Raw genomic sequence first — 21,555 nt, forward strand, 5'->3', positions numbered from 1 at the left:
AGTGTCGGCGTGATACGGTTTCAACGGGTTATGAATAAATATGGGTATAATCATTCAACTCAGTGATACGAAACCGGATAGCCATGAAAGACGACATCAATCAGGACATTACCTTTCGCAAGCTCAGCGTCTTTATGATGTTTATGAATAAAGGCAACATTGCCCGCACTGCGGAAGCGCTTGAGTTGAGCAGCGTCAGTGTGCACCGCGCGCTGCACACCCTGGAAGAGGGCGTCGGCTGTCCGCTGTTTGTGCACAAAGGCCGTAATCTGGTGCCGCTGCCAGCGGCATGGACGCTGCTGGAATATTGCCAGGACGTGATAACCCTGATGAGCAAAGGGCTGGAGCAGACGCGAAAAGTGGCGGGCGTTGGTAGCGGACGTTTGCGTATCGGCACGCTGTATTCGCTGACCCTGGAAACGGTGCCGAAAATCATCATGGGCATGAAGCTGCGTCGTCCGTCGCTGGAACTGGATTTGACCATGGGCTCGAACCAGATGCTGCTCGATATGCTCGAAGATGACGCCCTTGACGCTATCCTGATCTCCACCAACGAAGGCGAGTTTACCGGGTCGAAATTCGACGTCATTCCGCTGTTTCACGACGATATCTTTCTCGCCGCCCCCTCCAGCGTCCCGCTGGACACCGCCCAGGATGCCGATCTGCGTGACTACGCCGACCGGAAATTCGTTTCACTGGCGGAAGGGTTTGCCACCTACGCCGGTTTTCAGGAAGCTTTCAGCATCGCCGGTTTTGAACCGGAGATTGTGACGCGCGTAAATGACATTTTCTCGATGATCAGCCTGGTGCAGGCGGGGGTCGGATTTGCCCTGATCCCAGGGCGAATGAAGAAAGTGTATGAGAACGATGTGCAGTTGTTGAAGCTGGCGGAACCGTATCAGATGCGCCAGCTGATTTCGATTGTCTATTCGCATCATCGCGAGCGCGATAAGGACCTGCTGGCGCTGGCGGCAGAAGGGCGCATGTACGCCCGCAGCATCAGCGGCTAAGCCGTTTCAGCAGGTGCTGCGCAACCTCAACGCTGTTACGTTCCAGGCAAATCGCTTCGCCTTGCCAGCCTGAAAGATGCGTCAGTCCGGTCAATACGCTGCCCGGCGGCATTTCAATGGCGAGTCGAGCGTCGCGCTGGTTGGCTGAGACCATGGCGTCCTGCCACTGTACGGTCCGCGCCATGTTATAGGCCAAATCGTCGGCAATTTTGAGAGGGTCCCACAGCACACGGCCCGTGGAGCCGCTCAAATAAGCACGCTTCGGACGTGACAACGTCACTGACTCAAAGGCATGCGCCAGTTTTTCGGCGGGCTTATCTAACAGCGCGCAGTGCGACGGCACACTTACCGCAAGGCGGGTCACCTTACTGGCGCCGGCTTCCAGCGCCTTGTGCGCCACAATCGCCATCTCTTCATCACTCCCGGCAATCACAATCTGCGTTTCGGCATTCAGATTGGCGATGTACGTTTGCGTCCCGGCCATCAGTTTTTCGACGCGGGAAAGTGTAAGGCCGACAATCGCCGTCAGGCCGTAGCCGTGCGGATACGCCTGCTCCATTAAATCACCCCGCAGCGCCACCAGATGCAGCGCATCATCAAAGGCCAGCGCGCCGGCCATCACCGCCGCGGGATAGGCGCCAATCGACAGACCGCTGACGATGTCGGGTTTGACATCATGGCGCATTAATTCACGCGCCCACGCCACGCCGACAATCAGCAGACACAGCTGCACCGCGCGGGTGTGCTGTAGCGCATCGGCACTGTCCAGAGTGTCAGTTTCATCGCCGAGTACGGCACGCACTTCAGCCAGAAGGGCGTCGCCGTCGGGCAGATTTTGCAGCATGCCGGGGCGCTGAGTGCCCTGGCCGGGGAAGGTAAAGAGGATTTTCATTATGATGGCTCCCTGTGCCATGGCGTCGCGGTCAGCTGCGGGCCTGAGGCAGTTTTGAGCAATACGCGTCCTTCGCGTAGCCATTCGTTTAACGCGAACGCGCCGAAGGGCGTTTCAACCTGGGTATCAGCCCGGCACGGCAGTTTTTCCACCTGCGCCTGCCACTGGCATAACTCATCATGAGTCAGCGGCAGCGGGGCGCGGATAATCAAATCGAGATCGCTCTCGGCGTGCAGGACGGGAATTTCGGTGGCGAGCGCATAACCGGTGCTGCCGGTAATACCCCAGTGCCAAGGCCACGCAAAGGTGGTCAGTAAAATAGCCGCCTGAACAGGCGGCTGAGAGACAAACGGGGAGTGCAGCAGACGTTCGCGATCGGCGAGCATTTCGGGCGTGACGACGCGGGAAACGGTCTCTGCTGTCACCCAACCGGCGGCGCGTTGTTCGCGCTTGATGCCGCGCACGCCCACCGGGATATCAGCGTTTTCATTCACATCGCGCCGGACCACCACCGGCAGGCCGGTGTGCCACTGGCTGGCAACCCACGCCTCCTGAATGTTCAGTAGAGCGTCGGGGTTGCTGAGCCACAGCAAATCGTGGGGGCGCGATGTGAAAGTCATATTACATGCCTGAAGTTAAGGTAATGAACAGCGGTAACGACAGGATACACAGAATGGAGCTCAACAGCAGCACGGCTTCTGCATCTGGAGACTGAACGCCAAAGCGGTTACCGAAGACGACACCGAAGAAGCCCGCAGACAGCGCGATCATCAGGATAGCGGTGATCGCCACGGAGCCGTGCAGACCGAACGCCAGAACGATACCCCAGGCAATGAACGGCTGAATCAGCAGCTTGGTGATGGTGGCAATACCCACGACCGCATTCATTTTCAGCTTACGGGCAGACAGGATAACACCCGTCAGGAACAGGGCTGCGGCAGTTGCAGACAGGCCCAGCGGTTTAATCGCAGACAGCACCAGGTCCGGCATTTTGATACCAATCGCCGACAGAATCACACCCAGCAGCGGGCCCATGACGATAGGTTTTTTCAGTGAACGCCACATCAACACTGGCAGCATTGACAGGGTAGAACCGCTGTTTTCGCCAGCCGCCAGCGCTTTTTCACGCTCAAGGATGAGCAAGCAGAACGGGGTCATCAGCACGGAACCACAGGCGATAGACACCGCGACGGACAGGGAAGTCGCAGAACCTTCACCCAGAACGCTGCCCAGAATTGGCAGGCCCAGCGCCGCATAGTTCGGCAGGGCAACGGTCAGCGTCAGGACCGCAGCATCCTGCGGAGACTTCTTGAAGACCTTGGTCGCGAGGAAGTAGATAGCCGCGTAGGTAATCCACATTGCGCCAGTCAGGACCACAATCAGCGGAGACTGCGCGGCAATACCCGACCACGGCGTCTGCACGGTTGCGCTAAACAGCGCCGCAGGCAGGGCGAAATCCATAACAAAGATATTCAGCAGCGACACATTTTTGTTGTCGACCATTTTGGCTTTGCCGGCCCAGAAGCCCAGCAGCATGATAAGGAAAATCGGAGCAAGGGCATGAACAATTACATAAGTCATAGAGTTAACCACCTGTAGATAAAAAAAGAGTCTACGCGTCATCCTTCAGGCTGCTGTTGCACAACGTGAACGAGGGTGCGTATAGAACATTTGCGATGTTTATAATTTTCTAAAAGCGGCTGTACCGTGGGCGCTATGTTGCGCCCGACGGCGACCGCTTTCGGCAGGTCTTTTTTTACGTACTTCTTGCTACTACTGCTCGTTACCAGCTGGCGCGCATCCGTTCGCGTACCAGAGCCGAGCTACGGCGATTCTCCGCGCCGAGGCGGTTTTTCAAACTTGGGTCCTGACGTGCGTCGCGAACAGACTGTTGCAGGATGATTAACACCTGCGCCAGGTCGGCATCGGTTGGCGCGTCCGGGTTGCTGATGTTCAGCAAATCAGACAACAGACCCAGCGTCGCGTAGTTGCTCACGTCGTAGGCCATTGGCGGAATGGTTGCCGCCAGTTTTTCCAGCGCTTCAACGGTGCGTAGGGTGATACGTGCGGCAGAGTCTTTACCCATCGCATGCACCAGAACGCCCTGGTCATTGAAGGCAATCAGACGGTTAGCCTGATAACCGTGCGCCAGGAAGGCACCGGACATTGCTTTACCGACGATAAGGCCGATAACCGGATGGCCCGCCAGACGCGCTTTGGCGTAAGCGCCTGCGGCACCGGCCAGCGCCTGGTGAATACCAAAGGCTTCTTCGCGGCGGCCATAGGCCTGGCTTGGCACATCGATTACCGCAATAATCGGGCGCTTCACGTCGCTGTTGGCATCGGCATCAATGGTTTCGTTCACCACTTTCGCCAGCGTCCAGCCTTCCAGCAGACCCACTTCGCCTTTTACGGCACGCGGATAATGGTTGTTTGCATCCGGGACCACGGCGATAAAACGCACGTTTTCACCATTAAGTTCACCGTCAGCCACCTGGACAGAAGGGCACAGGCCGCTCATACGTGGGGCATTAGGGGCCAGTTTTTCCAGCCAGATTGCGCCGCGGCTATTGGACTGAGTCATCATTTCACCTCCCGGGCGAAAAGCTGTTTAATCTGGGCAGTATCGGCCTGCTGACGCGTATCAAACTGGGTCAGGCGAGCCAGATACTCTTCGTATTTATCGCTGCGGTTCTGGGCAGGAACGCCTTTAGCGATGGCGTCGTTCATTGCCGCTTTCACGGCATTGATGCCGTCACCGACCAGCGCATCAACCAGACCACTTTCGGCGCGAATTTCACCGCCGGTCATGCTCCAGATAAATGGCCGGTCGCGGGAGTCGTACTCTTCAATCCCGGCTTCCTGCTCGATAACCTGCGGGCCGTTCAGGCCGAGACGCGCTTCACGCGTCACAATCAGGTAGCTACACAGCGCGGCAGCGATGGACATCCCGCCGAAGCAGCCGACGGTGCCGGCCACAATGCCGACCACCGGGGTATAGCGACGCAGGTCAACGATCGCGGCGTGGATATCGGCGATTGCCGCCAGGCCGAGGTTGGCTTCCTGCAAACGTACGCCACCGGTTTCGAGGCTCAGCACGGCCTGAGTCGGGATGCCGTTGCGGTTATCTTCTGCTGCCAGTTCCAGCGCCGCGGCCATTTTTGCGCCGGACACTTCGCCCATGCTGCCGCCCTGGAAGGTGCCTTCGATGGCGATCACCACCGCAGACTGACCGTTAATGGTGCCGCGTGCGACCACCATGCCGTCATCAGACTGTGGCACCACGCCCTGCTGTGGAAGCCATGGCGACATAATGCCTTCGAACGGGTCGAGCAGTTCGCGGTAGCTGCCGTCATCCAGCAGCGCATGGGCGCGTTCACGGGCCCGTAATTCAATAAAGCTGCGGTCGTTACGCATGGCTCACCTCTTCAAAAACCTGTTCGATACGAATACGCGCCACACCGGGCGTCGCGCCGAAATCGTGGATCACCAGCGTGCCCGCAGGCAGACCGTTAATCAGGTTCAGACGGTCGAACAGTGCATTCCAGCGGCTGGTGCTGTTGTCCACTGAAGTGGTGATATCAATGCTGAGGGTTTCCCCAGCGGCTGCGGTGAACAGCACTTCCATATCACCGGAACCAACGACCCCTGCGAGAGCTTTGCCGCTGAAGGTGCGGCTGGCAGGGAATGACAATGTAATGTGTTCCATAACATCCTCTTTAAATTGAGCAAGACGCGGGCTGGCTGACCCTGTCGAGAAACAGCGTGGCGGCGAGCAAATCGGCGGCACCACCGGGTGAGGCGTTGAGTGCCAGCATCTGCGCATCAAGACGGGCGAGAGCCTCGCGACCGGCCGGTTGAGCGCAGCCCCCCGCGGTGAGTACCGCACGGGCGCCGTTTTGCATGGCATTCAGACCGATCATTCCGGCGCGAGAAAGCACGCAGGTGTCGCTGAGCGAGGTCATGACCGCCATCAGCGCGTCGAGACGGGCTTCGCTTTCGCTGGCGCCGTTTGCGCGGCTGCGTAACAACTGCGGTAATGCCAGCGTCATCACGTGGGGAAACGCCTGCTGCGCTTCTTCACGTGCGCCGGGCACCTGATAACGGTGCGTGGCCTTCAACCCTTTGCTGAAGACTTTCGGCGCGGCGCTGTCCGGCAGGTGGGCAAGCCCGGCCGCGGTATCCGCAATCTGCTGCGCGCTGGCGCTTTCGCCCTGCATCGCGGCGGCGCTGACTAACAGGCCAAGCGCCCAGATAGCGCCCCGATGGGTATTCACGCCGTCGGTGGCTTTCATCATCTGCTGTTCGCCTTCGCGTCCCAGACGGCCGACGGTTTCGCGCAGGGCGATGTCGGCGGGGCGCTGCCAGCTTTGCTGGGCCAGTTGCAGAAACGTGGGGGTCAGGCTGTGCGCAGAGCGCTCCATCAACGCCAAAGACAAATCGTGATGGGCACCGTTACCCCGGCTGTCCACCAGACCCGGCTTCGGGCTTAATCGCGCTTCGTCGATCAGGCAGTCGCGGGCGAGTGTCGCCAGTCGCTGGGCCTGAACCTCTGCATGAGTCTGTGACAGCTGTTTCATTACCAGCTCCGGAATTTCGCAGGTGGGTTGTAAAGACCGTCAGACCATTCCACCAGATCCGCTACGCTGCCAGCAGCGAGCAGGGAACGGGTCGCATCTGAACGACGGATGCCCATGTCTTCCGGGTACACCACTTTGCCGGTCTTGCGCAGGTCGGCCACGCGCTTGGCATCAACGCCCAGACCGATGTCGGTGATCCCGGCGACTGCCGCAACCATCGCGCGGCGCTCTTCCATGCTTTCAGCACGGTAGAGGTAGGCGATACCTTCTTCGGTCAGCACGTGGGTCACGTCGTCGCCGTAGATCATCACCGGTGCCAGCGGCATCCCGGAGGATTCAGCCACGTCAACCGCGTCGAGTTTTTCCACGAAGGTCGGTTTGGCACCGGCCTGGAAGGTTTCGACCATCTGCACAACCAGCTTTTTACCGCGCTGCATTGGGTCTTTGTCGGTCATCATGTTCAGCCAGGCTGGCGTTGCATGACGGCGACCGTGCGGGTCATGGCCCATGTTTGGCGCACCGCCGAAACCGGACAGGCGACCGCGGGTTACGGTGGAGGAGTTGGCGAGGCCATCAACCTGCAGGGTAGAACCGATGAACATATCCACCGCGTACTGGCCTGCCAGCTGACAGAACGCACGGTTAGAGCGCATGGAACCGTCGGCACCGGTAAAGAACACGTCCGGACGGGCGCGGATGTACTCTTCCATCCCCAGTTCGCCGCCGAAGCAGTGCACGCTTTCTACCCAGCCGCTTTCAATCGCCGGGATCAGCGTCGGATGCGGGTTCAGAGTCCAGTGCTTACAAATTTTGCCTTTCAGACCGAGCTGTTCGCCGTAGGTTGGCAGCAGCAGTTCGATAGCGGCGGTGTTAAAGCCGATCCCGTGGTTCAGGGACTGAACCTGGTGTTCCGCGTAGATGCCTTTAATCGCCATCATGCCCATCAGGATATGTTCCTGCTTGATGAGGCGCGGGTCGCGGGTGAACAGCGGTTCGATAAAGAACGGCTTATCGGCGACAACAACGTAGTCAATCCACGAGCCAGGAATATCGACGCGCGGCAGGTCACATTCGTCGTCGACCAGTTCGTTAACCTGGGCGATAACAATCCCGTCGCGGAAGGCCGCGGCTTCAACCAGTGCTGGCGTGTCTTCGGTGCTCGGCCCGGTATAAAGGTTACCTTTACGGTCAGCTTTAAAACCGGCGATCAGCGCGACGTTCGGGCACAGGTCGACGTAAAGACGGGAGTAGAGTTCGATGTACGTATGGATTGCGCCGATTTCGAGTTGACCATCCTGCAGCAGCTGCGAAATACGCAGGCTCTGAGGACCGGAGAAGGAGAAATCGAGTTTGCGAGCGATGCCTTTTTCAAAAATATCAAGGTGTTCGCTACGTCCGACGCTCGGCATAATCATATGCAGATCGTGGACTTTCGCCGGGTTGACTTCGGCGAGCATACGCGAGAGGAAATCGGCTTGCTTCTGGTTGTTACCTTCCAGCACCACACGGTCGCCGGGGGCAATCAGTTTTTCCAGCGCATCCACCAGACCATCGGTGGGAATTACCTTACCCTGCACCGGGAGGGACGCTACGCGGCGTGCTTTTTCGCTACGACGCGTGCTCCAGTTCCGGGCCGGAGTTTGGCCAGCATTCATTATTAACCTCCTGATTCAGCAAATCATTTTTGCCTGGATTTGTGCTGCAGTAAGTCTGCTCCGTTAGGAGTAGAGCATCAATTAAGCTGGAGTGCGGATTGTTAGCCTAAGAGTAATAATTGCTTGGGTAATTATGTGATGACGATCGAAGCAGGAAGGTTGAGTGTAGACTACGTTGCGGGAAGTCAGGGCCGGATACGCATTAGATCTATCGTAGGAACTGAGCCTTCTGAGAGAGACGCCTGGTCATTTTATTGATAGAATATCTATTCATCTATCTATTCAAAAAGCGATTCAATAATATGCCAGCTCGCTCTGATACGATACGCCAGTTGCTCAGTCAAGGGCCGATGCCAGCCAGGCAACTCATTGAAAAAATGAGCATTAGCCAGCCAACACTGTCTCGTGCATTAAAAGTTATTGGCGATGATATTGTCCGAGTTGGGGCTGGGCCATCTATTCAATATGCTTTACGCGATGCCTTTCGCGGATTCAGGTCGGCACCGATTTACCGCATTACTGAAGACGGACGCGTGAGGTCTCTTGGCGAGCTTATTCCGGTTCGTCCTGCGGGATTTGTCATGGTGCAGACCGACAATGTCAGTCTCCATAGCGACGGGTTGCCGTGGTGGCTGTTTGACATGCGGCCACAAGGCTATCTCGGGCGAGCCTATGCCTCAACGTATGCGGCCGATCTTGGACTATCGGCAAATCCAGAGCAATGGGAAGACGCGGATGTGCTCAGAGCGTTGCTTGCCCATGGTCATGATTCTGTCGGCAACCTGCTGATAGGGGAGCAAGCTCGAGACCGTTTCCTTGAGATGCCGGAACCCACCGCCGTTGAGCGGGCGACAGTGTACCCCGCGTTGGCTTTAGCGGCTGATGCCGGCGAGGCTCCGGGTTCATCTGCAGGCGGCGAACAGCCTAAATTTTGCACTTATACGGACCGCGGTCACGTCTTAGTGAAATTCTCGGCCCCGGACGATAACCCGGTGAGCGAACGCTGGCGCGATCTTCTGTTGGCCGAACATTTGGCGCTGAGCGTGCTTGGTGTGGAAACTGAGGTCTTTGATTTTGGGAGTCAGCGCTTCCTCGAGATCCCCCGATTCGACCGCGTTGATCAACTGGGTCGGATCGGCGTCTTCTCGCTGAGGGCACTTGATGCAGAATTTGTTGGTAATGCTAGAGCCCCGTGGCCTGTACTGGTTAATAGCCTCGTAGCGCAAGGGTATGTCCATCCTGAGGCCGCGGTTGAAACTGCTCGTCTTTGGGCATTTGGGATGCTCATTGGCAATACCGACATGCACCACGGGAACTTATCGTTCATCAGCTGCCACGGTCGCCCGTATCACCTTGCACCTGCCTACGACATTCTGCCTATGGGGTTCGCTCCCAGGACGGGTGGCGCTATCGTGAACGCGCTTCGACCGGCGTCACTACCGGAAGTCATTAGCGGGGATATCTGGCGGGAAGCGCTCGGATTGGCTGAGGAGTTCTTTGAAAAAGCAAGCCGTTGCGAGCGTTTCTCCGTCAGTTTCGGCCCATGCTTTGAAGCATTACGCCGTCACCTTGACGAGGCCCGCTCGCGTATCGAGCGCCTGGGATAAGCGAAACGGCGTTGCCGATTTACGCTTGCCAGGCGCTCGGTGCAAAGGACTCTATTTCTTTTTATTGAGCATCGATTTCAAATCAGCAAACGGATTGTACGTCGCCGCATCGATATCGTCCTGGGCGTCTTCGCCTGCCACAACGCGGGTGCCGTACTGGTCTGCTTCGGTATATTTTGAGTGCTCGTGATCATGACAATACAGACACAACAACTCCCAGTTGCTGCCGTCTGGCGGGTTATTGGTGTGATCATGATCGATATGGTGAACCGTTAATTCCCGCAGGTTTGAATACACAAACTCCCGCGAGCAGCGTCCGCATACCCATGGATAGATTTTCAGCGCCTTCTCGCGGTAGCCGCTTTCCAGTCGCGCATAGTTTTTTGGGATAAGAGCCATGGCTGTTGTTACCTGTTAAAAATCGAAAATTTTACGTGAGTGCGCCCAATGTACCCGAAGGCGAAATGAAATGGGAATCGATGTTTATTTTTAAGAAGATTATAGCGATTTTCTTTTTCAGAACGGGCTAGGGCTGTGGGCGTGGATCGGTTCTTCGGTACCAGGATGCACGAAATGCAGTCCGCTGGCGTGCAGCATCAGGCGCGGCGTTTGTTCGCAGCCTGGCGACAGAAGCCCGCCGTACAGGTCGCAGCCCAGAATAGGGTGGCCGAGTCGTTGGCTGTGAATGCGTAGCTGATGGGTGCGCCCGGTTTCTGGCATCAGCTGGACGCGCGTGACCGGCACTGAGGTTCCGTCTGCCTGCACATAATGAAAGCGCTCAATCACCTGATAGCGTGAACGCGCTGGCTTGCCGGTGATGGCGCAAATCGACATCAGCGGGAACAGCGTCGGGTCTTTGGCAATCGCCGCATCTATTATCCCTTCGTCGTCGGCCAAATGACCGCACAACAGGGCGCTGTACACTTTGGTCACGGCGCGCTGGCTGAACTGCTGGCAAAGTGCGGCATTGATAGCCTTGTTGCGCGCGACGACCATCAGCCCGGAGGTGCCGAAATCCAGACGGTGGACCAGGGTGCAGCCGGGGAAAAGTTGCACTAGTCGATGATGCACCGAATCGAGATTCTGCGGGTTTTTCCCCGACAGGCTGAGCAACCCCGTGGGTTTATTGATTAGCACCAGATGCGCATCCTGCCAGAGCACCTCTATCTGGTCATGACACGGGGGGGCAATAAAAGTATCAATTATCGAAGACATCGGGCGGCCAGGATGAAGAGTGGAAGCGGATGATAGCGAATTTTCAGTCGACTGACGAATTTGGCCGCCGCCGGGCCAGGCTCAACGCCTGCCGTCTGGTATCGCCTGTAAAAATACGGGTATAATCACCTAAATTATTCAACCGGTTCAGATACGAAGATGACAAAACTCACCTTACAAGAGCAGATGTTAAAAGCGGGATTAGTATCCAGCAAAAAAATGGCCAAGGTTCAGCGCACGGCTAAAAAATCACGCGTTCAGGCACGTGAGGCAAGAGAGGCCGTAGAAGAGAATAAAAAAGCGCAGCTTGAGCGTGATAAAGAGCTCAGCGAGCAGCAAAAACAAGCGACGCTGTCGAAAGAATATAAAGCGCAGGTCAAGCAGCTGATTGAAATGAACAAAATCACCATTGCCCGAGGCAATATTGATTTTAACTTCACCGATAACAATTTAATCAAAAAAATCGTCGTGGATAAACTGACGCAGTCACAGTTGATCAGCGGTCGTCTGGCGATTGCGCGTCTGCTGGTCGATAAAAACGGGGACAGCACCTACGCCATTATCCCCGCGAGCGTGGCCGATAAAATTGCCCAGCGTGATGCGGACAGTATCGTTCTGAACAGTACCTTGAGTCAGGAAGAGCAGGATGAAGACGATCCGTATGCTGATTTCAAAGTGCCTGATGATTTGATGTGGTAACGCGCGGCTAACCCGACTTTAACCTTCCGAGGACGATAGATGAACACCGAAATCCCATTGAAATTTTATGACATCGTGGACGAGTATTCGACCGAATGCGCCGAGCCGGTGAGCGACGCAGAGCGTGATTCTTTGGCGCATTATTTCCAGCTGCTGGTCACCCGTTTAATGAATAACGAAGAAATCAGCGAAGAAGCCCAGCAGGATATGGCCCAGGAAGCGGGAATCAACGCTAAGCGCATTGATGATATCGCGACCTTCCTGAATACATGGGGCAACGAGTAGGTCCTTTCCGGCTGGATTGACAGGCTGATGATGTGAGTTTGAAAAATTTCACGTTAATCAGCCTGTTTGCACCCGTTATTTCTTACTCAAATCACTCAGCAGCACCGCAATATGTTGCCCGCCCTGGGTGTTCTCCAGCCCGATTTTAACGATGATGGTCAGCGGCACCGAGAGCAGCATGCCGACCGGGCCAAGTAGCCAGCCCCAGAATATCAACGACAGGAATACCACCAGCGTGGAAAGGCCCAGCCCACGGCCCATAATACGTGGCTCAAGAATATTGCCAAACACCATGTTGATCGCCAGATACCCCGCCAGAACTACCAGCGCATCGTAGACGTTGCCGAAAACCAATACCTGCAAAATCGGCGGGACGGCGGCCAGCACCGAGCCGATATTAGGAATATAGTTCAGCGCAAACGCCAGCATTCCCCAGATAAACGCAAAGCGCACGTCGAGGGCTGCGAGCATGGCCCAGGCGACCAGCCCGGTCACCAGACTGATGGCGGTTTTCAGCACCAGATAATGACTCACGCTGTCGATGGCTTTCTGGATCGCCGCCATACCTTCCACCGGACGCACCATCATCTGCTGCAGTTTGGCCGGGAGCTGTGGCACTTCAAACAGCATAAATACCACCGTCAGAAGTAGCAGGAAAATGGAGGACATGGCGTTGGTGAGCTGTGTCAGCAGGCCGGTGACCAGCGTCATCGCCGCATTCGGGTCGATGTATTTTCCCAACTCATTAACGGACACATCAAGGCCAAAGCGCTGTAACCACGGTTGCAGGTTTTCCATTGGCACAACCAGCGACGAACGATACTGCGGCAGCGTGCGGGCGAGTTCGTTGAGCGACGTGCCCAGATAGGACAACAGCAGCACGGCCACCAAAATAATGAAGGTGATGAGCAGGGTGACTGCCAGCCCACGCGGAACGCGCCAGCGGACCAGCAACTGCACCACCGGGTTGAGCACCACGGCGATAAACAGCGACAGAATAAATGGCACCACAATATCAGCGGCGAAGCGAATTCCGGCGAGGATAATCACCAGCATTCCAAGCATGATAACTATCTTTAATCCATTAAGTGTAATACCCGACCTGGCCATAACATTCCTTGATAAACGTGATAAAGAACATCATAAAGCGCCAAGGGGTAAGAATAAACTCATTAATACAAAATGCGCTGGGTAAAGAATTGAAAAGACTTTGAGTTTATTTTTCCACTATGCCAAAATTGCGCTGTGTTTAACTACTGAGGACAATTTTCATCCGCAAAGACGAGAAGCAACACCGCGGATAATTGTAATTTTATGGACATGTCGTTCAGAACCTGTACTTCCTTGCAATCTGTCGTAATCCCCACGCTTTCCTTGCTTTCTGCCGAGCAGCACTGGCGCTCTGCGCTGTAGTTTTTTCCTTCCTTTGAGCTAAAACTTAATCATTTTTTACGGTTTGCGCCTCCTCGCAAACTGCAACGGATTATATTCTCAGGCAGGAGAAGAACCATGTTTTACTGGATATTATTAGGTCTGGCGATCGTCGCTGAAATTACAGGAACCTTGTCGATGAAATGGGCAAGCGTTAACGATGGTCATACCGGTTATATTTTAATGCTCGGCATGATTGCCCTTTCATATATATTCCTTTCCTTTGCGGTTAAAAAAATCGCACTCGGGGTGGCTTACGCCCTGTGGGAAGGCGTCGGTATTTTATTGATTACGTTGTTCAGCGTACTGTTATTTGATGAAAGCCTGACGCTGATGAAAGGTGCAGGGCTGGCCACGCTGGTGATGGGTATTGTGCTGATTAAATCCGGTACCCGTAAAGTCAAAAACAAAGCTGCGGAGGTGAACCATGCCGCAGTTTGAGTGGGTACACGGCGCGTGGCTGGCAGGGGCAATTGTGCTGGAAATCATCGCCAATATATTCCTTAAATTTTCGGACGGATTCCGCCGAAAAATATACGGTATATTGTCGCTGGTGGCGGTACTGGCCGCATTTAGCGCCTTGTCGCAGGCGGTAAAAGGCATCGATCTTTCGGTGGCCTACGCCATTTGGGGCGGATTCGGCGTGGTTGCTACGCTGGCAGCGGGTTGGATCCTGTTTGGACAGCGCCTTAATTACAAAGGATGGATCGGTTTAATCTTGTTAATTGCCGGAATGGTGATGATTAAACTCGCATGATGTGACGCTGCCCGCGTTTGTGGGCAGCGAAAAATGCTGGCTGTATTACGCTAATTAAACAGGGTGCATTTCCCCGAGTGCTGGGCACTTGCTGGAGGGTTGCTTATGTTTAATCCATCTCGCTGGCGTAATATCGCCACCGCCAGAACACTTTTTGTGATGTTGTTTCTGGCGGGTATAGGGCTGATTATTTCCATTGTCTCTTTGCTGTATCTTTCCCAGCACCTGATTAGCAGCAAAACGAACGCCATTGACGCGCATCGTTCGGCACTTTCGGTGGACGGTGCGATTCAGACGTCGGTTAATCGCGTGCTGTCGCTGGTGGTGGATAACGCTATCTGGGACGACGCAGTGCATAAAGTGTATCCGCCTACGCTGGATACCCGCTGGCTGTACGATACCTGGGGCGCTGGGTTTAAAATCAATAATCTCTACGACGGCACATTCGTGCTCGATGAACATTACCACGTGTTGTGGGGATCGTTTCACAGCCAGCCATTCAGCGAACGCAATCTGGATTTCTTCGGCGAGGGTTTAACCGCGCTGATTAAGAACCATGCGGCGGAACTGGCGAGCGGTAAAAATATCTTTGCCGGTATAACCGAAACCCGCGAAGGCGTTGCGTTCGTCGGCATCGGCCTTATTCGCCCGATGACCAGCCGCCTACCGATATATGACGCCACCCGGCGTTATCTGGTCATTACCCGCCACCTGAACCCCGGCATTTTGAAAGATCTCGGGAATACCTTTCAGATTGCCAACCTGAATATGACCAAAGCCCAAAGCAGCGTCTACAGCGTGCCGCTGAAAAGCTCCGGAAATAAAGTGGTCGGCTACCTGAACTGGCAACCGCGCCTGCCGGGCGCGGAGGCGGTGATGGCGGCCTCGCCGGAGATCCGCCAAATTGTTGCTCTGGCGGTAGGGCTCATTTTGCTGTTTATTGTGCTGAGCAGTCTCGGTCTGTACAAACTGGCGCGTGGCGAGAAACAGGCGCGGGAAATCGCGCTCACCGACTGGCTGAGCCATCTGCCAAATCGCCGGGCGCTGATTGAGCATCTGGAAAAAGTCAGCCCGCGCGGCGATGAAGCGCTGAAAACGATGGTATTTATCGATCTTGATGGCTTCAAAGACGTGAACGACATCTACGGACACGACGTGGGCGACACGCTGATTGTGCACATCGCGCAAACCTTGCAGGCGCAAGTGCCGGTGGGCGGCATGTTAGCGCGGCTTGGCGGCGACGAGTTTGCGATGACCGTCAGCGGCGTGGAGTCCGGCCAAAAAGCAGCGGCCTTTGCGGGGAGCGTGCTGGATTATCTCAATAACCCGATTCGTCTCGGCGAACGCACCATCCACATCAGCGCCAGTATCGGTATTGCCAGCGGCTCGCTGGCAAGCAGTCCCAGCTCCGAGCTGTTCCGTCGGGCGGATATCGCCATGTATCACTCTAAAATTACCGGTAAAGGGCGCATCACGCATTACGACGCCGAGCTGAACAGCGCCAGGGAATATCAACTGAGCATTGAGAACGACATTCGTGACGGGCTGGATAACGACGAATTCGACGTCTGGTATCAGCCGATTGTTGATGCGCGGACTCAGGTGATGACCGGCGTGGAGGCGCTGGTGCGCTGGCCACGGCGTCCGAAAGGGGAGCTGAAACCCGACGCGTTTATCGCTATCGCCGAAACCAGCGGGCTAATTTATTCCCTTGGCCAGTTCGTGCTACGCCGCGCCTGTTCGGATATGCAGGGGCTGGGTGATTTAAAGCTGTCGGTGAACATTTCCCCGGCGCAGTTCCGCGACCCGGAATTTGAAAACAAAGTCGCGCGGGTGCTGGAGACCTGCCATTTCCCGCCGTATCGCTTACAGCTGGAGGTCACCGAGACCTATGTCCTGGAAAACCCGGAGCGCGCCCGGGCGGCCATTTCTAACCTGAAACTGCTCGGTACCGCCGTGGCGCTGGATGATTTCGGCACCGGCTATTCGAGCATTGGTTATCTGCGGCGTTTTAATTTCGACACCATCAAAATCGACAAATCACTGGCCGGGCTGGTGGATAACGACGATCAGGCGGCGGCGTTGGTCGGCGGGACGATTCGCATCGCCAATGCGCTGGGCATGTCGGTGATTGCGGAAGGGGTCGAAAACGAGAAACAGATGAAGCTGCTGCGATTGGCCGGGTGCGATCAGCTGCAGGGCTATTTGTTCAGTGAACCGATGCCGATAGCGTCGCTGCTGCAGTTGCGTCAGCAGCGACAGTGTTAATTACTGGCCCGCCAGCGTTTCGAGTTTGTCCCGAAAACCGGTCACCGAAATCGCGCGGTTATCTGCCCGCCAGCGATCTTTCGCCGCCGGAGCTGAGCTTTGAACGCCAATCAGCTGCCAGCCTTCATCGGTTTTCAGCATCAGCGGTGAACCGCTGTCGCCAGGCAAGGTATCGCACTGATGCGACAGCACAGTGCTTTGCGCCCAGCCGGTCACCAGACAGTTATTGTGCGTGTACAGCGAATCCAGATGATCGAGCGGATAACCGGACTGCGTCACCTGGCGGTTGGCGGCTTTGAGCGCTGCGGTCAAGGCGTCCTTATCTCCGGCGAACAGCGACAAGGGTGTGATGCCAGAAGGCGGATAGCGCAGCACAATCAGGCCAAAATCCCAAGGCGCGGCGGAGGACGGAACAATCCAGCCGTCACCGTCCGGCTTCAGGCGTTTGCCCAGCGACGGCTCAACGCGGCCATCAATCCCGTGAATTTCATATCGCCATACGCCTTTTTGCGACACAAAGCGCAGGGCAACGGGCTTATCGAGTTTTCCCTTCGGCGGCGTCAACAGGCAGTGGCCTGCGGTCAGCGCCAGGTGCGGAGAAATTAAGGTGGCGGTGCAAAGATTGCCACTGGCCGTTTCAAGCTGGCCGATAGCATCCCACGGGGATTGCGTAGGATTGGTGACCTTGACGCGGTCGTCATGACCAAAGAAAAGCGTCTTAAGATCGGAGGCACTGATGCCGGTGTCGTCGCTGTCATCGTCAGCGTGGGTCAGGGGAGAAAAAAGGCAAACGGCTCCCAGTAAAACCACTATGGATCTGTGCATAACACTCTCTGAAGGGGCGATTATGATTATAAAAAGGTAACCCAATGAGATTACTATAGACGGGATGAATGAAAAGTGGGAGTAAAATCAGCGTGCTACACTCAGTACAAAAAGAAGCGGGTGGCAACCAGGGCGCAAATAATCAGCAATAAAAGGATGAGCTCGAATCGATAGCGTCGCAGCATCATTGCTCTCCAGAAAAAAACGGCGCTGAAATAGCGCCGATTTAGTATACAAGACCGTACGACCGGTTGCGAAATTACGCAGCTGGCTGTGCAGCTGGTTTAGCAGCCTGGTGCTTGGTGTGTTTTACGTGTTTTTTCGCAGCCTGCGCTTTCTGCGCTACAGCAGGTTTGGTTGCTGCTTTTTTGTGGTGCTTTTTAGCAGCCTGCGCTTTCTGCGCTACAGCGGGCTTAGTTGCTGCTTTTTTGTGGTGCTTTTTAGCGGCCTGCGCTTTCTGCGCTACAGCAGGTTTGGTTGCTGCTTTTTTGTGGTGTTTTTTAGCGGCCTGCGCTTTCTGCTCTGTAGCGGCTTTCTTGTGTTTTTTATGATGAGTGGTTTTAGCCGGAGCAGCGTGAGTTGCAGCAGGCGCAGCAGCCGGAGCGGTGGCAGCGGTGTCAGCAGCGAAAGCAGCAGAAGACAGACCCATAGCAGCGGCAACAACCAGAGCTAATACTTTTTTCATTCTGAAATCCTCGAATTTGGTTTCTATGTTCAACCCCACTGCGGGGCCGTTGAACAGACTATATGCTTGTCTTTTAAAGGCTTCCGTGAGTGATTGGTATCGGCGTGTAACCATATGTACACTTCCAGCCAGTTCTAAAATACACTTTTAAAATCAATAAGATGCAATCTGTCCCATCTGCCTTGTCAGAGAACTTCCCACAATTATTTAAATTTATGTGCATTTACCGCTGCAGGAAAGCGCTTGGGGCTTCCCAAAAACCCGCATTAAATGTGCACTATTAACCTTTTGATATCCGTAAGATAGCCGGCTAACTATTTTTTGAGGTGAGTTGTGATTGCGAATTCTTCTGTCCTGTGGGGCGGTGTTCTACTTCTTGTTCTGGCGATACTGTGGCTGCAATACGATAGTGGAAGGCTGAAGCGCGAAATGCGGCGCTCGCGTAAAGGGCGGGAGCAACGTGAGGCCGAACTTAAATTGTTGCAGCAGGAATGGGATGAGTTTGTTGTTGCGGAAAAAAATGAGCTTGATCAGCAGAGAATTGCAATGCATCGCAAGTATGCAAGTGAGGTACACCGCAAGCTGGGCAGACTAGCCGGAATGCTGGCTCAAGATTAAAAAAGATTGTGGCGGGCTGCGCCACAATCTCTCCCATCAACTTACAAATAACGGGCGGTTAAATGCTCGCGAAAATAGCGGCTGTTCAGGTCTTCGCCGGTGGCGTGGGTGATCAGCTCCGTGGTGCTGAAGCGGCTACCGTGCTGCCAGACATTCTGCTGTAGCCAACCGAACAGCGGGCTGAAGTTGCCGTCATTCAGATTCTGGTCAAGGTCCGGCAGCGCTTTGCGGGCAGCCTGGAACAGCTGAGCGGCGTACATCGCACCCAACGTGTACGACGGGAAGTAGCCGAAGCCACCGTCCGTCCAGTGAATATCCTGCATACAGCCGTTGCGGTAATTGCCTTCGGTCGACAAGCCCAGATACTGCTGCATTTTTTCATCCCACAACGCCGGAATGTCATCGACTTCAATTTGGCCATCAATCAGCGCGCGTTCGATTTCATAACGCAGGATCACATGCGCCGGATAGCTGACTTCATCGGCGTCCACGCGAATGTAACCGCGTTCGACCGTCTGACTCCAGGCAATGAAATTATCCAGACTGAATGCAGGCTGGCTGCCGAAATGCTGCTGGATCTTCGGCAGCAGATGCTTGAGGAACGCGGCACTGCGACCGAGCTGCATCTCAAAGAACAGACTCTGTGATTCATGCACGCCCATTGAACGCGCGTGCGCGATCGGCTGTCCGGCCCACTGACGCGGCAGGTTTTGTTCATAACGCGCGTGGCCGGTTTCGTGGATAACGCCGAAGAGGGCGCTGAGCAGATCGTTTTCGTCATAGCGCGTGGTGATGCGCACATCTTCCGATACGCCGCCGCAGAACGGATGGGTGCTGACATCAAGGCGACCGCCGTTAAAATCGAAACCGAGCAGGGTCATGGTTTCCAGCCCAAGCTGGCGCTGTGATTCGGTGGGGAACGGGCCTTGTGGGTTGATGAGTGTGCGGCTGGCCTGTTTATCAACCACGGTTTGCAGCAAATCGGGCAGCCAGCTTTTCAGGTCAGCGAACAGGACGTCGAGACGGCTACTGGTCATGCCCGGTTCGTAGAGGTCGAGCAGGGCGTCGTAGCGCGAACCGCCGCTGGCTTCGGCGCGGATTTTGGCTTCTTCACGACTCAAACGCACCACTTCTTTCAGATTCGGCGCAAAGCCTTGCCAGTCGTTGTTTTTACGCTGGGTACGCCAGGCGTGCTCGCAGCGGTTACCCGCCAGCGATTTCGCTTCGACCAGGCTTTCAGGTAACAGCGCGGCCTGATGGTAAGCGCGCGCCATTTCATTCAAATTCGCGCGTTCGTCATCGCTGAGGTTTTCCTGCTGAGCAGCTTCGAGGGCGTTCGCCACATTTTTGTCGGTCAGGATTTGATGTTGCAGTACGCCTAATTCAGCCAGCGCTTCGCCGCGAGCCTGGCTTCCGCCCGGTGGCATCATGGCAGCCATATCCCAGCCAGCGATGGAGGAGAGGTGCGAGAAACGAGATAAACGCTGGAAAGTGCGGGTGAGCTGTTGGTAGTTATTGTTTGCCATTGTGCCTGAATTCCCAATGAGTGGCGTCGAAATGCGCGTGCCGTCAAAATTACGACGAAAGTATGAGGCGGAATATCAATTATACGCCAGGCTAATCACTATCACAGGTCATCAGTGTGCGGCAAATTATGAATCCATTCATCTGGGTTTTCATCGCGCTGCTGTCAGTTGATGCAGTGCGTGACATCTTAGGCTTAACCACCCTTTTAGGTCAGTGGTAAAGCTGCCCGCCAGCGGCGGGCGTTCTATTAGTGCAGGCGTTTATGCAGGCAACTGCCTGTTATCAGCGCCAGGACCAGCATTGCCGCGATAAACCCGCCCACACCGTTCCAGCCCCAGTTATGCCAGAACACACCGCCCAGCGTCCCCGCGATGCTTGAACCCAAATAGTAGCTAAACAGATACAGCGAAGAGGCCTGACCGCGTGCGCGGCGAGCGCGTGGCCCGATCCAGCTACTGGCGACCGAATGTGCGGCGAAGAAACCCGCCGAGAACAGCAGCATACCGAAGAAGATAACCCACAATGATGAGAACAGCGTCAGCAGCAGGCCACACAGCATCACCCCGGTAAAGCCAATCATCACCGGGCCGCGCCCGAAGCGTTGGGTCATGGCGCCCGCTTTTGGAGAACTCCAGGTGCCGGTGAGGTAAGCCACGGATAGCAGGCCCACTACCGCCTGGCTCAGGGACCACGGCGACATCATCAGGCGATAGCCGATGTAGTTGAACAGCGTCACGAACGCGCCCATCAGCAGAAAACCTTCCGCGAACAGCAGCGGCAGACCTTTATCACGCCAGTGAATACGAAAGTTGATGAACAGTGATTTAGGACGCAGCGATGCCGGTTTAAAGTGGCGCGAATCTGGCAGAATACGCCAGAACATCAGCGCCGCCGCAAGGGCGAAACAGCCAATCATCGCCACTGCGACTCGCCAGCCGAAGAAATCCGTCATTACCCCGGTCAGTAAACGTCCGCTCATGCCGCCAATCGAGTTTCCGCTGATGTACAGCCCCATTGAAAAGGCGACAAAGCTCGGGTGAATTTCTTCGCTCAAATAGGTCATGCCGACCGCCGCCACACCGCTTAACGACAGGCCAATCAACGCCCGCATGATAAGGATCCCGTGCCAGCTGGTCATCATCGTTGACAGCAGCGTACAGCAGGAGGCCAGCAGCAGGGCCGTGACCATCACCTGTTTACGCCCGATGGCATCCGACAGCGGCCCGGTAAACAGCAGCCCGACGGCCAGTAAACCGGTCGACACCGATAGAGAAATACTGGCGCTGGCAGGCGATACGCCAAACTCATGCGACAGCACTGGAAGAATAGGCTGGACGCAATAGAGCAGGGCGAAGGTGGCGAGTCCGGCGGAGAACAGCGCCAGCGTGACGCGAATAAATTGCGGGGTTCCGCGTTGGATAAACTGGCCCGGCGCAGGAAGACGGATATCGTTGACGTCACGGGCCGGGGCGGTGTCAACGGTGGAGGTACGGCTCAAAGA

General features: G+C 55.6%; 26 protein-coding genes. 10 read left to right on the forward strand and 16 right to left on the reverse strand.

Translation table 11 applies throughout. The annotated features are described in order from the left end of the window. Nucleotides 1-83 precede the first annotated feature (83 nt). A complete protein-coding gene (locus A8O29_RS11040; protein ID WP_125354440.1) occupies nucleotides 84-1,010 on the forward strand; it encodes a LysR family transcriptional regulator in 927 nt (308 codons plus the stop codon). On the opposite strand, the gene mdcH is transcribed toward A8O29_RS11040, so the two are convergent. The 8 genes from mdcH to mdcA all read right to left on the reverse strand — a co-directional run bounded on the left by mdcH (nucleotide 1,000) and on the right by mdcA (nucleotide 8,137). Further along, nucleotides 1,000-1,902: a malonate decarboxylase subunit epsilon gene (gene mdcH, locus A8O29_RS11045; protein ID WP_125354441.1), complete on the reverse strand. Its 903-nt coding sequence runs from the start codon at nucleotides 1,900-1,902 to the stop codon at nucleotides 1,000-1,002. The two genes, A8O29_RS11040 and mdcH, sit on opposite strands and share 11 nt — an antisense overlap. After that, nucleotides 1,902-2,522, reverse strand: coding sequence for a malonate decarboxylase holo-ACP synthase (locus tag A8O29_RS11050; RefSeq protein ID WP_125354442.1), 621 nt, complete (start codon nucleotides 2,520-2,522; stop codon nucleotides 1,902-1,904). Before A8O29_RS11050 ends, mdcH begins: the two co-directional genes overlap by 1 nt. Before the next feature lies 1 nt (nucleotide 2,523). After that, the gene (locus A8O29_RS11055) at nucleotides 2,524-3,483 is read right to left on the reverse strand and encodes an AEC family transporter (protein ID WP_125354443.1); all 960 of its coding nucleotides are present in this window, start codon (nucleotides 3,481-3,483) and stop codon (nucleotides 2,524-2,526) included. Nucleotides 3,484-3,685: 202 nt separating this feature from the next. Next, nucleotides 3,686-4,486 (reverse strand): biotin-independent malonate decarboxylase subunit gamma, encoded by an 801-nt coding sequence (mdcE, locus tag A8O29_RS11060; RefSeq protein WP_110508784.1) that lies wholly within the window; start codon nucleotides 4,484-4,486, stop codon nucleotides 3,686-3,688. Further along, on the reverse strand, nucleotides 4,486-5,319 hold the full coding sequence (locus A8O29_RS11065; RefSeq protein WP_110508307.1) for a biotin-independent malonate decarboxylase subunit beta: 834 nt from the start codon (nucleotides 5,317-5,319) through the stop codon (nucleotides 4,486-4,488). Before A8O29_RS11065 ends, mdcE begins: the two co-directional genes overlap by 1 nt. After that, on the reverse strand, nucleotides 5,312-5,611 hold the full coding sequence (gene mdcC, locus A8O29_RS11070; RefSeq protein WP_110508306.1) for a malonate decarboxylase acyl carrier protein: 300 nt from the start codon (nucleotides 5,609-5,611) through the stop codon (nucleotides 5,312-5,314). The genes A8O29_RS11065 and mdcC overlap by 8 nt, the downstream gene beginning before the upstream one ends. A 10-nt stretch (nucleotides 5,612-5,621) precedes the next feature. Next, nucleotides 5,622-6,482: a triphosphoribosyl-dephospho-CoA synthase gene (locus tag A8O29_RS11075; RefSeq protein ID WP_125354444.1), complete on the reverse strand. Its 861-nt coding sequence runs from the start codon at nucleotides 6,480-6,482 to the stop codon at nucleotides 5,622-5,624. After that, nucleotides 6,482-8,137 (reverse strand): malonate decarboxylase subunit alpha, encoded by a 1,656-nt coding sequence (gene mdcA / locus A8O29_RS11080; RefSeq protein ID WP_110508304.1) that lies wholly within the window; start codon nucleotides 8,135-8,137, stop codon nucleotides 6,482-6,484. Before mdcA ends, A8O29_RS11075 begins: the two co-directional genes overlap by 1 nt. Nucleotides 8,138-8,439: 302 nt before the next feature. On the opposite strand from mdcA, the gene yjjJ reads away from it, so the two are divergent. After that, nucleotides 8,440-9,744 carry a type II toxin-antitoxin system HipA family toxin YjjJ gene (gene yjjJ / locus A8O29_RS11085; RefSeq protein ID WP_125354499.1) on the forward strand — a complete coding sequence of 435 codons (1,305 nt, stop codon included), beginning with the start codon at nucleotides 8,440-8,442 and terminating at the stop codon, nucleotides 9,742-9,744. A 51-nt stretch (nucleotides 9,745-9,795) separates the two neighbouring features. Here the strand turns inward: yjjJ and yajD are convergent, their stop codons facing one another. Both yajD and A8O29_RS11095 read right to left on the reverse strand, forming a co-directional pair. Then, nucleotides 9,796-10,143 carry an HNH nuclease YajD gene (gene yajD / locus A8O29_RS11090; RefSeq protein ID WP_125354445.1) on the reverse strand — a complete coding sequence of 116 codons (348 nt, stop codon included), beginning with the start codon at nucleotides 10,141-10,143 and terminating at the stop codon, nucleotides 9,796-9,798. A 117-nt stretch (nucleotides 10,144-10,260) separates the two neighbouring features. Continuing rightward, nucleotides 10,261-10,959: an RluA family pseudouridine synthase gene (locus A8O29_RS11095; RefSeq protein ID WP_125354446.1), complete on the reverse strand. Its 699-nt coding sequence runs from the start codon at nucleotides 10,957-10,959 to the stop codon at nucleotides 10,261-10,263. A 159-nt stretch (nucleotides 10,960-11,118) separates the two neighbouring features. Here A8O29_RS11095 and A8O29_RS11100 point away from each other — a divergent pair, with 159 nt between their 5' ends. Together A8O29_RS11100 and A8O29_RS11105 are read left to right on the forward strand one after the other, a co-directional pair. Next, nucleotides 11,119-11,658, forward strand: a complete 540-nt coding sequence (locus A8O29_RS11100; RefSeq protein ID WP_125354447.1) for a DUF2058 domain-containing protein — start codon at nucleotides 11,119-11,121, stop codon at nucleotides 11,656-11,658. Nucleotides 11,659-11,697: 39 nt separating this feature from the next. Further along, complete coding sequence (locus A8O29_RS11105; protein WP_110508300.1) at nucleotides 11,698-11,943, forward strand: YmjA family protein; 246 nt, start codon at nucleotides 11,698-11,700, stop codon at nucleotides 11,941-11,943. Nucleotides 11,944-12,018: 75 nt separating this feature from the next. Here the strand turns inward: A8O29_RS11105 and A8O29_RS11110 are convergent, their stop codons facing one another. Continuing rightward, entirely contained in the window at nucleotides 12,019-13,053 is a 1,035-nt protein-coding gene (locus tag A8O29_RS11110; protein ID WP_125354448.1) for an AI-2E family transporter, read from the reverse strand. A 210-nt stretch (nucleotides 13,054-13,263) separates the two neighbouring features. On the opposite strand from A8O29_RS11110, the gene A8O29_RS23025 reads away from it, so the two are divergent. The 4 genes from A8O29_RS23025 (at nucleotide 13,264) to A8O29_RS11125 (ending at nucleotide 16,399) form a co-directional block, all read left to right on the forward strand. Further along, nucleotides 13,264-13,356, forward strand: a complete 93-nt coding sequence (locus tag A8O29_RS23025; RefSeq protein WP_476748683.1) for a protein YdgV — start codon at nucleotides 13,264-13,266, stop codon at nucleotides 13,354-13,356. 96 nt (nucleotides 13,357-13,452) lie between these two features. After that, entirely contained in the window at nucleotides 13,453-13,815 is a 363-nt protein-coding gene (gene mdtJ, locus A8O29_RS11115; protein ID WP_125354449.1) for a multidrug/spermidine efflux SMR transporter subunit MdtJ, read from the forward strand. Then, nucleotides 13,802-14,131: a multidrug/spermidine efflux SMR transporter subunit MdtI gene (gene mdtI, locus A8O29_RS11120; protein ID WP_110508297.1), complete on the forward strand. Its 330-nt coding sequence runs from the start codon at nucleotides 13,802-13,804 to the stop codon at nucleotides 14,129-14,131. The genes mdtJ and mdtI overlap by 14 nt, the downstream gene beginning before the upstream one ends. 105 nt (nucleotides 14,132-14,236) lie before the next feature. Beyond that, nucleotides 14,237-16,399 (forward strand): bifunctional diguanylate cyclase/phosphodiesterase, encoded by a 2,163-nt coding sequence (locus A8O29_RS11125; RefSeq protein ID WP_125354450.1) that lies wholly within the window; start codon nucleotides 14,237-14,239, stop codon nucleotides 16,397-16,399. On the opposite strand, the gene A8O29_RS11130 is transcribed toward A8O29_RS11125, so the two are convergent. The 3 genes from A8O29_RS11130 to asr form a co-directional block, all read right to left on the reverse strand. Beyond that, nucleotides 16,400-17,224: a trypsin-like serine peptidase gene (locus A8O29_RS11130; protein WP_174081305.1), complete on the reverse strand. Its 825-nt coding sequence runs from the start codon at nucleotides 17,222-17,224 to the stop codon at nucleotides 16,400-16,402. A gap of 101 nt (nucleotides 17,225-17,325) precedes the next feature. Then, a complete protein-coding gene (gene ydgU / locus A8O29_RS23030; RefSeq protein WP_455431387.1) occupies nucleotides 17,326-17,412 on the reverse strand; it encodes a small membrane protein YdgU in 87 nt (28 codons plus the stop codon). Between the two features lie 71 nt (nucleotides 17,413-17,483). Next, nucleotides 17,484-17,909, reverse strand: coding sequence for an acid resistance repetitive basic protein Asr (gene asr, locus A8O29_RS11135; protein WP_125354451.1), 426 nt, complete (start codon nucleotides 17,907-17,909; stop codon nucleotides 17,484-17,486). A 333-nt stretch (nucleotides 17,910-18,242) separates the two neighbouring features. Here asr and A8O29_RS11140 point away from each other — a divergent pair, with 333 nt between their 5' ends. Continuing rightward, nucleotides 18,243-18,527 (forward strand): hypothetical protein, encoded by a 285-nt coding sequence (locus tag A8O29_RS11140; RefSeq protein ID WP_125354452.1) that lies wholly within the window; start codon nucleotides 18,243-18,245, stop codon nucleotides 18,525-18,527. A gap of 41 nt (nucleotides 18,528-18,568) precedes the next feature. On the opposite strand, the gene A8O29_RS11145 is transcribed toward A8O29_RS11140, so the two are convergent. After that, nucleotides 18,569-20,053: a carboxypeptidase M32 gene (locus tag A8O29_RS11145; RefSeq protein WP_125354453.1), complete on the reverse strand. Its 1,485-nt coding sequence runs from the start codon at nucleotides 20,051-20,053 to the stop codon at nucleotides 18,569-18,571. Between the two features lie 128 nt (nucleotides 20,054-20,181). Between A8O29_RS11145 and A8O29_RS22965 the strand changes: the two genes are divergently transcribed. After that, nucleotides 20,182-20,274, forward strand: coding sequence for a KPN_01571 family protein (locus A8O29_RS22965; RefSeq protein WP_217448712.1), 93 nt, complete (start codon nucleotides 20,182-20,184; stop codon nucleotides 20,272-20,274). A 27-nt stretch (nucleotides 20,275-20,301) separates the two neighbouring features. Here A8O29_RS22965 and A8O29_RS11150 read toward each other — a convergent pair whose 3' ends face one another. Then, complete coding sequence (locus A8O29_RS11150; protein WP_125354454.1) at nucleotides 20,302-21,552, reverse strand: MFS transporter; 1,251 nt, start codon at nucleotides 21,550-21,552, stop codon at nucleotides 20,302-20,304. Nucleotides 21,553-21,555: the final 3 nt, after the last annotated feature.

It is taken from the genome of Scandinavium goeteborgense, from assembly GCF_003935895.2.
Classification (GTDB): domain Bacteria; phylum Pseudomonadota; class Gammaproteobacteria; order Enterobacterales; family Enterobacteriaceae; genus Scandinavium; species Scandinavium goeteborgense.

Excerpts from the sequence above, each read along its gene's own strand:
- ydgU (WP_455431387.1), bottom strand. The coding sequence starts at position 17,412 with ATGATGCTGCGACGCTATCGATTCGAGCTCATCCTTTTATTGCTGATT.
- A8O29_RS11075 (WP_125354444.1), bottom strand. The coding sequence starts at position 6,482 with ATGAAACAGCTGTCACAGACTCATGCAGAGGTTCAGGCCCAGCGACTG.
- asr (WP_125354451.1), bottom strand. The coding sequence starts at position 17,909 with ATGAAAAAAGTATTAGCTCTGGTTGTTGCCGCTGCTATGGGTCTGTCT.
- A8O29_RS11055 (WP_125354443.1), bottom strand. The coding sequence starts at position 3,483 with ATGACTTATGTAATTGTTCATGCCCTTGCTCCGATTTTCCTTATCATG.
- yjjJ (WP_125354499.1), top strand. The coding sequence starts at position 8,440 with ATGCCAGCTCGCTCTGATACGATACGCCAGTTGCTCAGTCAAGGGCCG.
- A8O29_RS11130 (WP_174081305.1), bottom strand. The coding sequence starts at position 17,224 with ATGCACAGATCCATAGTGGTTTTACTGGGAGCCGTTTGCCTTTTTTCT.
- A8O29_RS11050 (WP_125354442.1), bottom strand. The coding sequence starts at position 2,522 with ATGACTTTCACATCGCGCCCCCACGATTTGCTGTGGCTCAGCAACCCC.
- A8O29_RS11145 (WP_125354453.1), bottom strand. The coding sequence starts at position 20,053 with ATGGCAAACAATAACTACCAACAGCTCACCCGCACTTTCCAGCGTTTA.
- mdcH (WP_125354441.1), bottom strand. The coding sequence starts at position 1,902 with ATGAAAATCCTCTTTACCTTCCCCGGCCAGGGCACTCAGCGCCCCGGC.
- A8O29_RS11125 (WP_125354450.1), top strand. The coding sequence starts at position 14,237 with ATGTTTAATCCATCTCGCTGGCGTAATATCGCCACCGCCAGAACACTT.
- A8O29_RS23025 (WP_476748683.1), top strand. The coding sequence starts at position 13,264 with ATGTCGTTCAGAACCTGTACTTCCTTGCAATCTGTCGTAATCCCCACG.
- A8O29_RS11100 (WP_125354447.1), top strand. The coding sequence starts at position 11,119 with ATGACAAAACTCACCTTACAAGAGCAGATGTTAAAAGCGGGATTAGTA.
- mdtJ (WP_125354449.1), top strand. The coding sequence starts at position 13,453 with ATGTTTTACTGGATATTATTAGGTCTGGCGATCGTCGCTGAAATTACA.
- A8O29_RS22965 (WP_217448712.1), top strand. The coding sequence starts at position 20,182 with ATGAATCCATTCATCTGGGTTTTCATCGCGCTGCTGTCAGTTGATGCA.
- A8O29_RS11105 (WP_110508300.1), top strand. The coding sequence starts at position 11,698 with ATGAACACCGAAATCCCATTGAAATTTTATGACATCGTGGACGAGTAT.
- mdcE (WP_110508784.1), bottom strand. The coding sequence starts at position 4,486 with ATGACTCAGTCCAATAGCCGCGGCGCAATCTGGCTGGAAAAACTGGCC.
- A8O29_RS11065 (WP_110508307.1), bottom strand. The coding sequence starts at position 5,319 with ATGCGTAACGACCGCAGCTTTATTGAATTACGGGCCCGTGAACGCGCC.
- yajD (WP_125354445.1), bottom strand. The coding sequence starts at position 10,143 with ATGGCTCTTATCCCAAAAAACTATGCGCGACTGGAAAGCGGCTACCGC.
- mdcA (WP_110508304.1), bottom strand. The coding sequence starts at position 8,137 with ATGAATGCTGGCCAAACTCCGGCCCGGAACTGGAGCACGCGTCGTAGC.
- A8O29_RS11095 (WP_125354446.1), bottom strand. The coding sequence starts at position 10,959 with ATGTCTTCGATAATTGATACTTTTATTGCCCCCCCGTGTCATGACCAG.
- mdcC (WP_110508306.1), bottom strand. The coding sequence starts at position 5,611 with ATGGAACACATTACATTGTCATTCCCTGCCAGCCGCACCTTCAGCGGC.
- mdtI (WP_110508297.1), top strand. The coding sequence starts at position 13,802 with ATGCCGCAGTTTGAGTGGGTACACGGCGCGTGGCTGGCAGGGGCAATT.
- A8O29_RS11110 (WP_125354448.1), bottom strand. The coding sequence starts at position 13,053 with ATGGCCAGGTCGGGTATTACACTTAATGGATTAAAGATAGTTATCATG.
- A8O29_RS11040 (WP_125354440.1), top strand. The coding sequence starts at position 84 with ATGAAAGACGACATCAATCAGGACATTACCTTTCGCAAGCTCAGCGTC.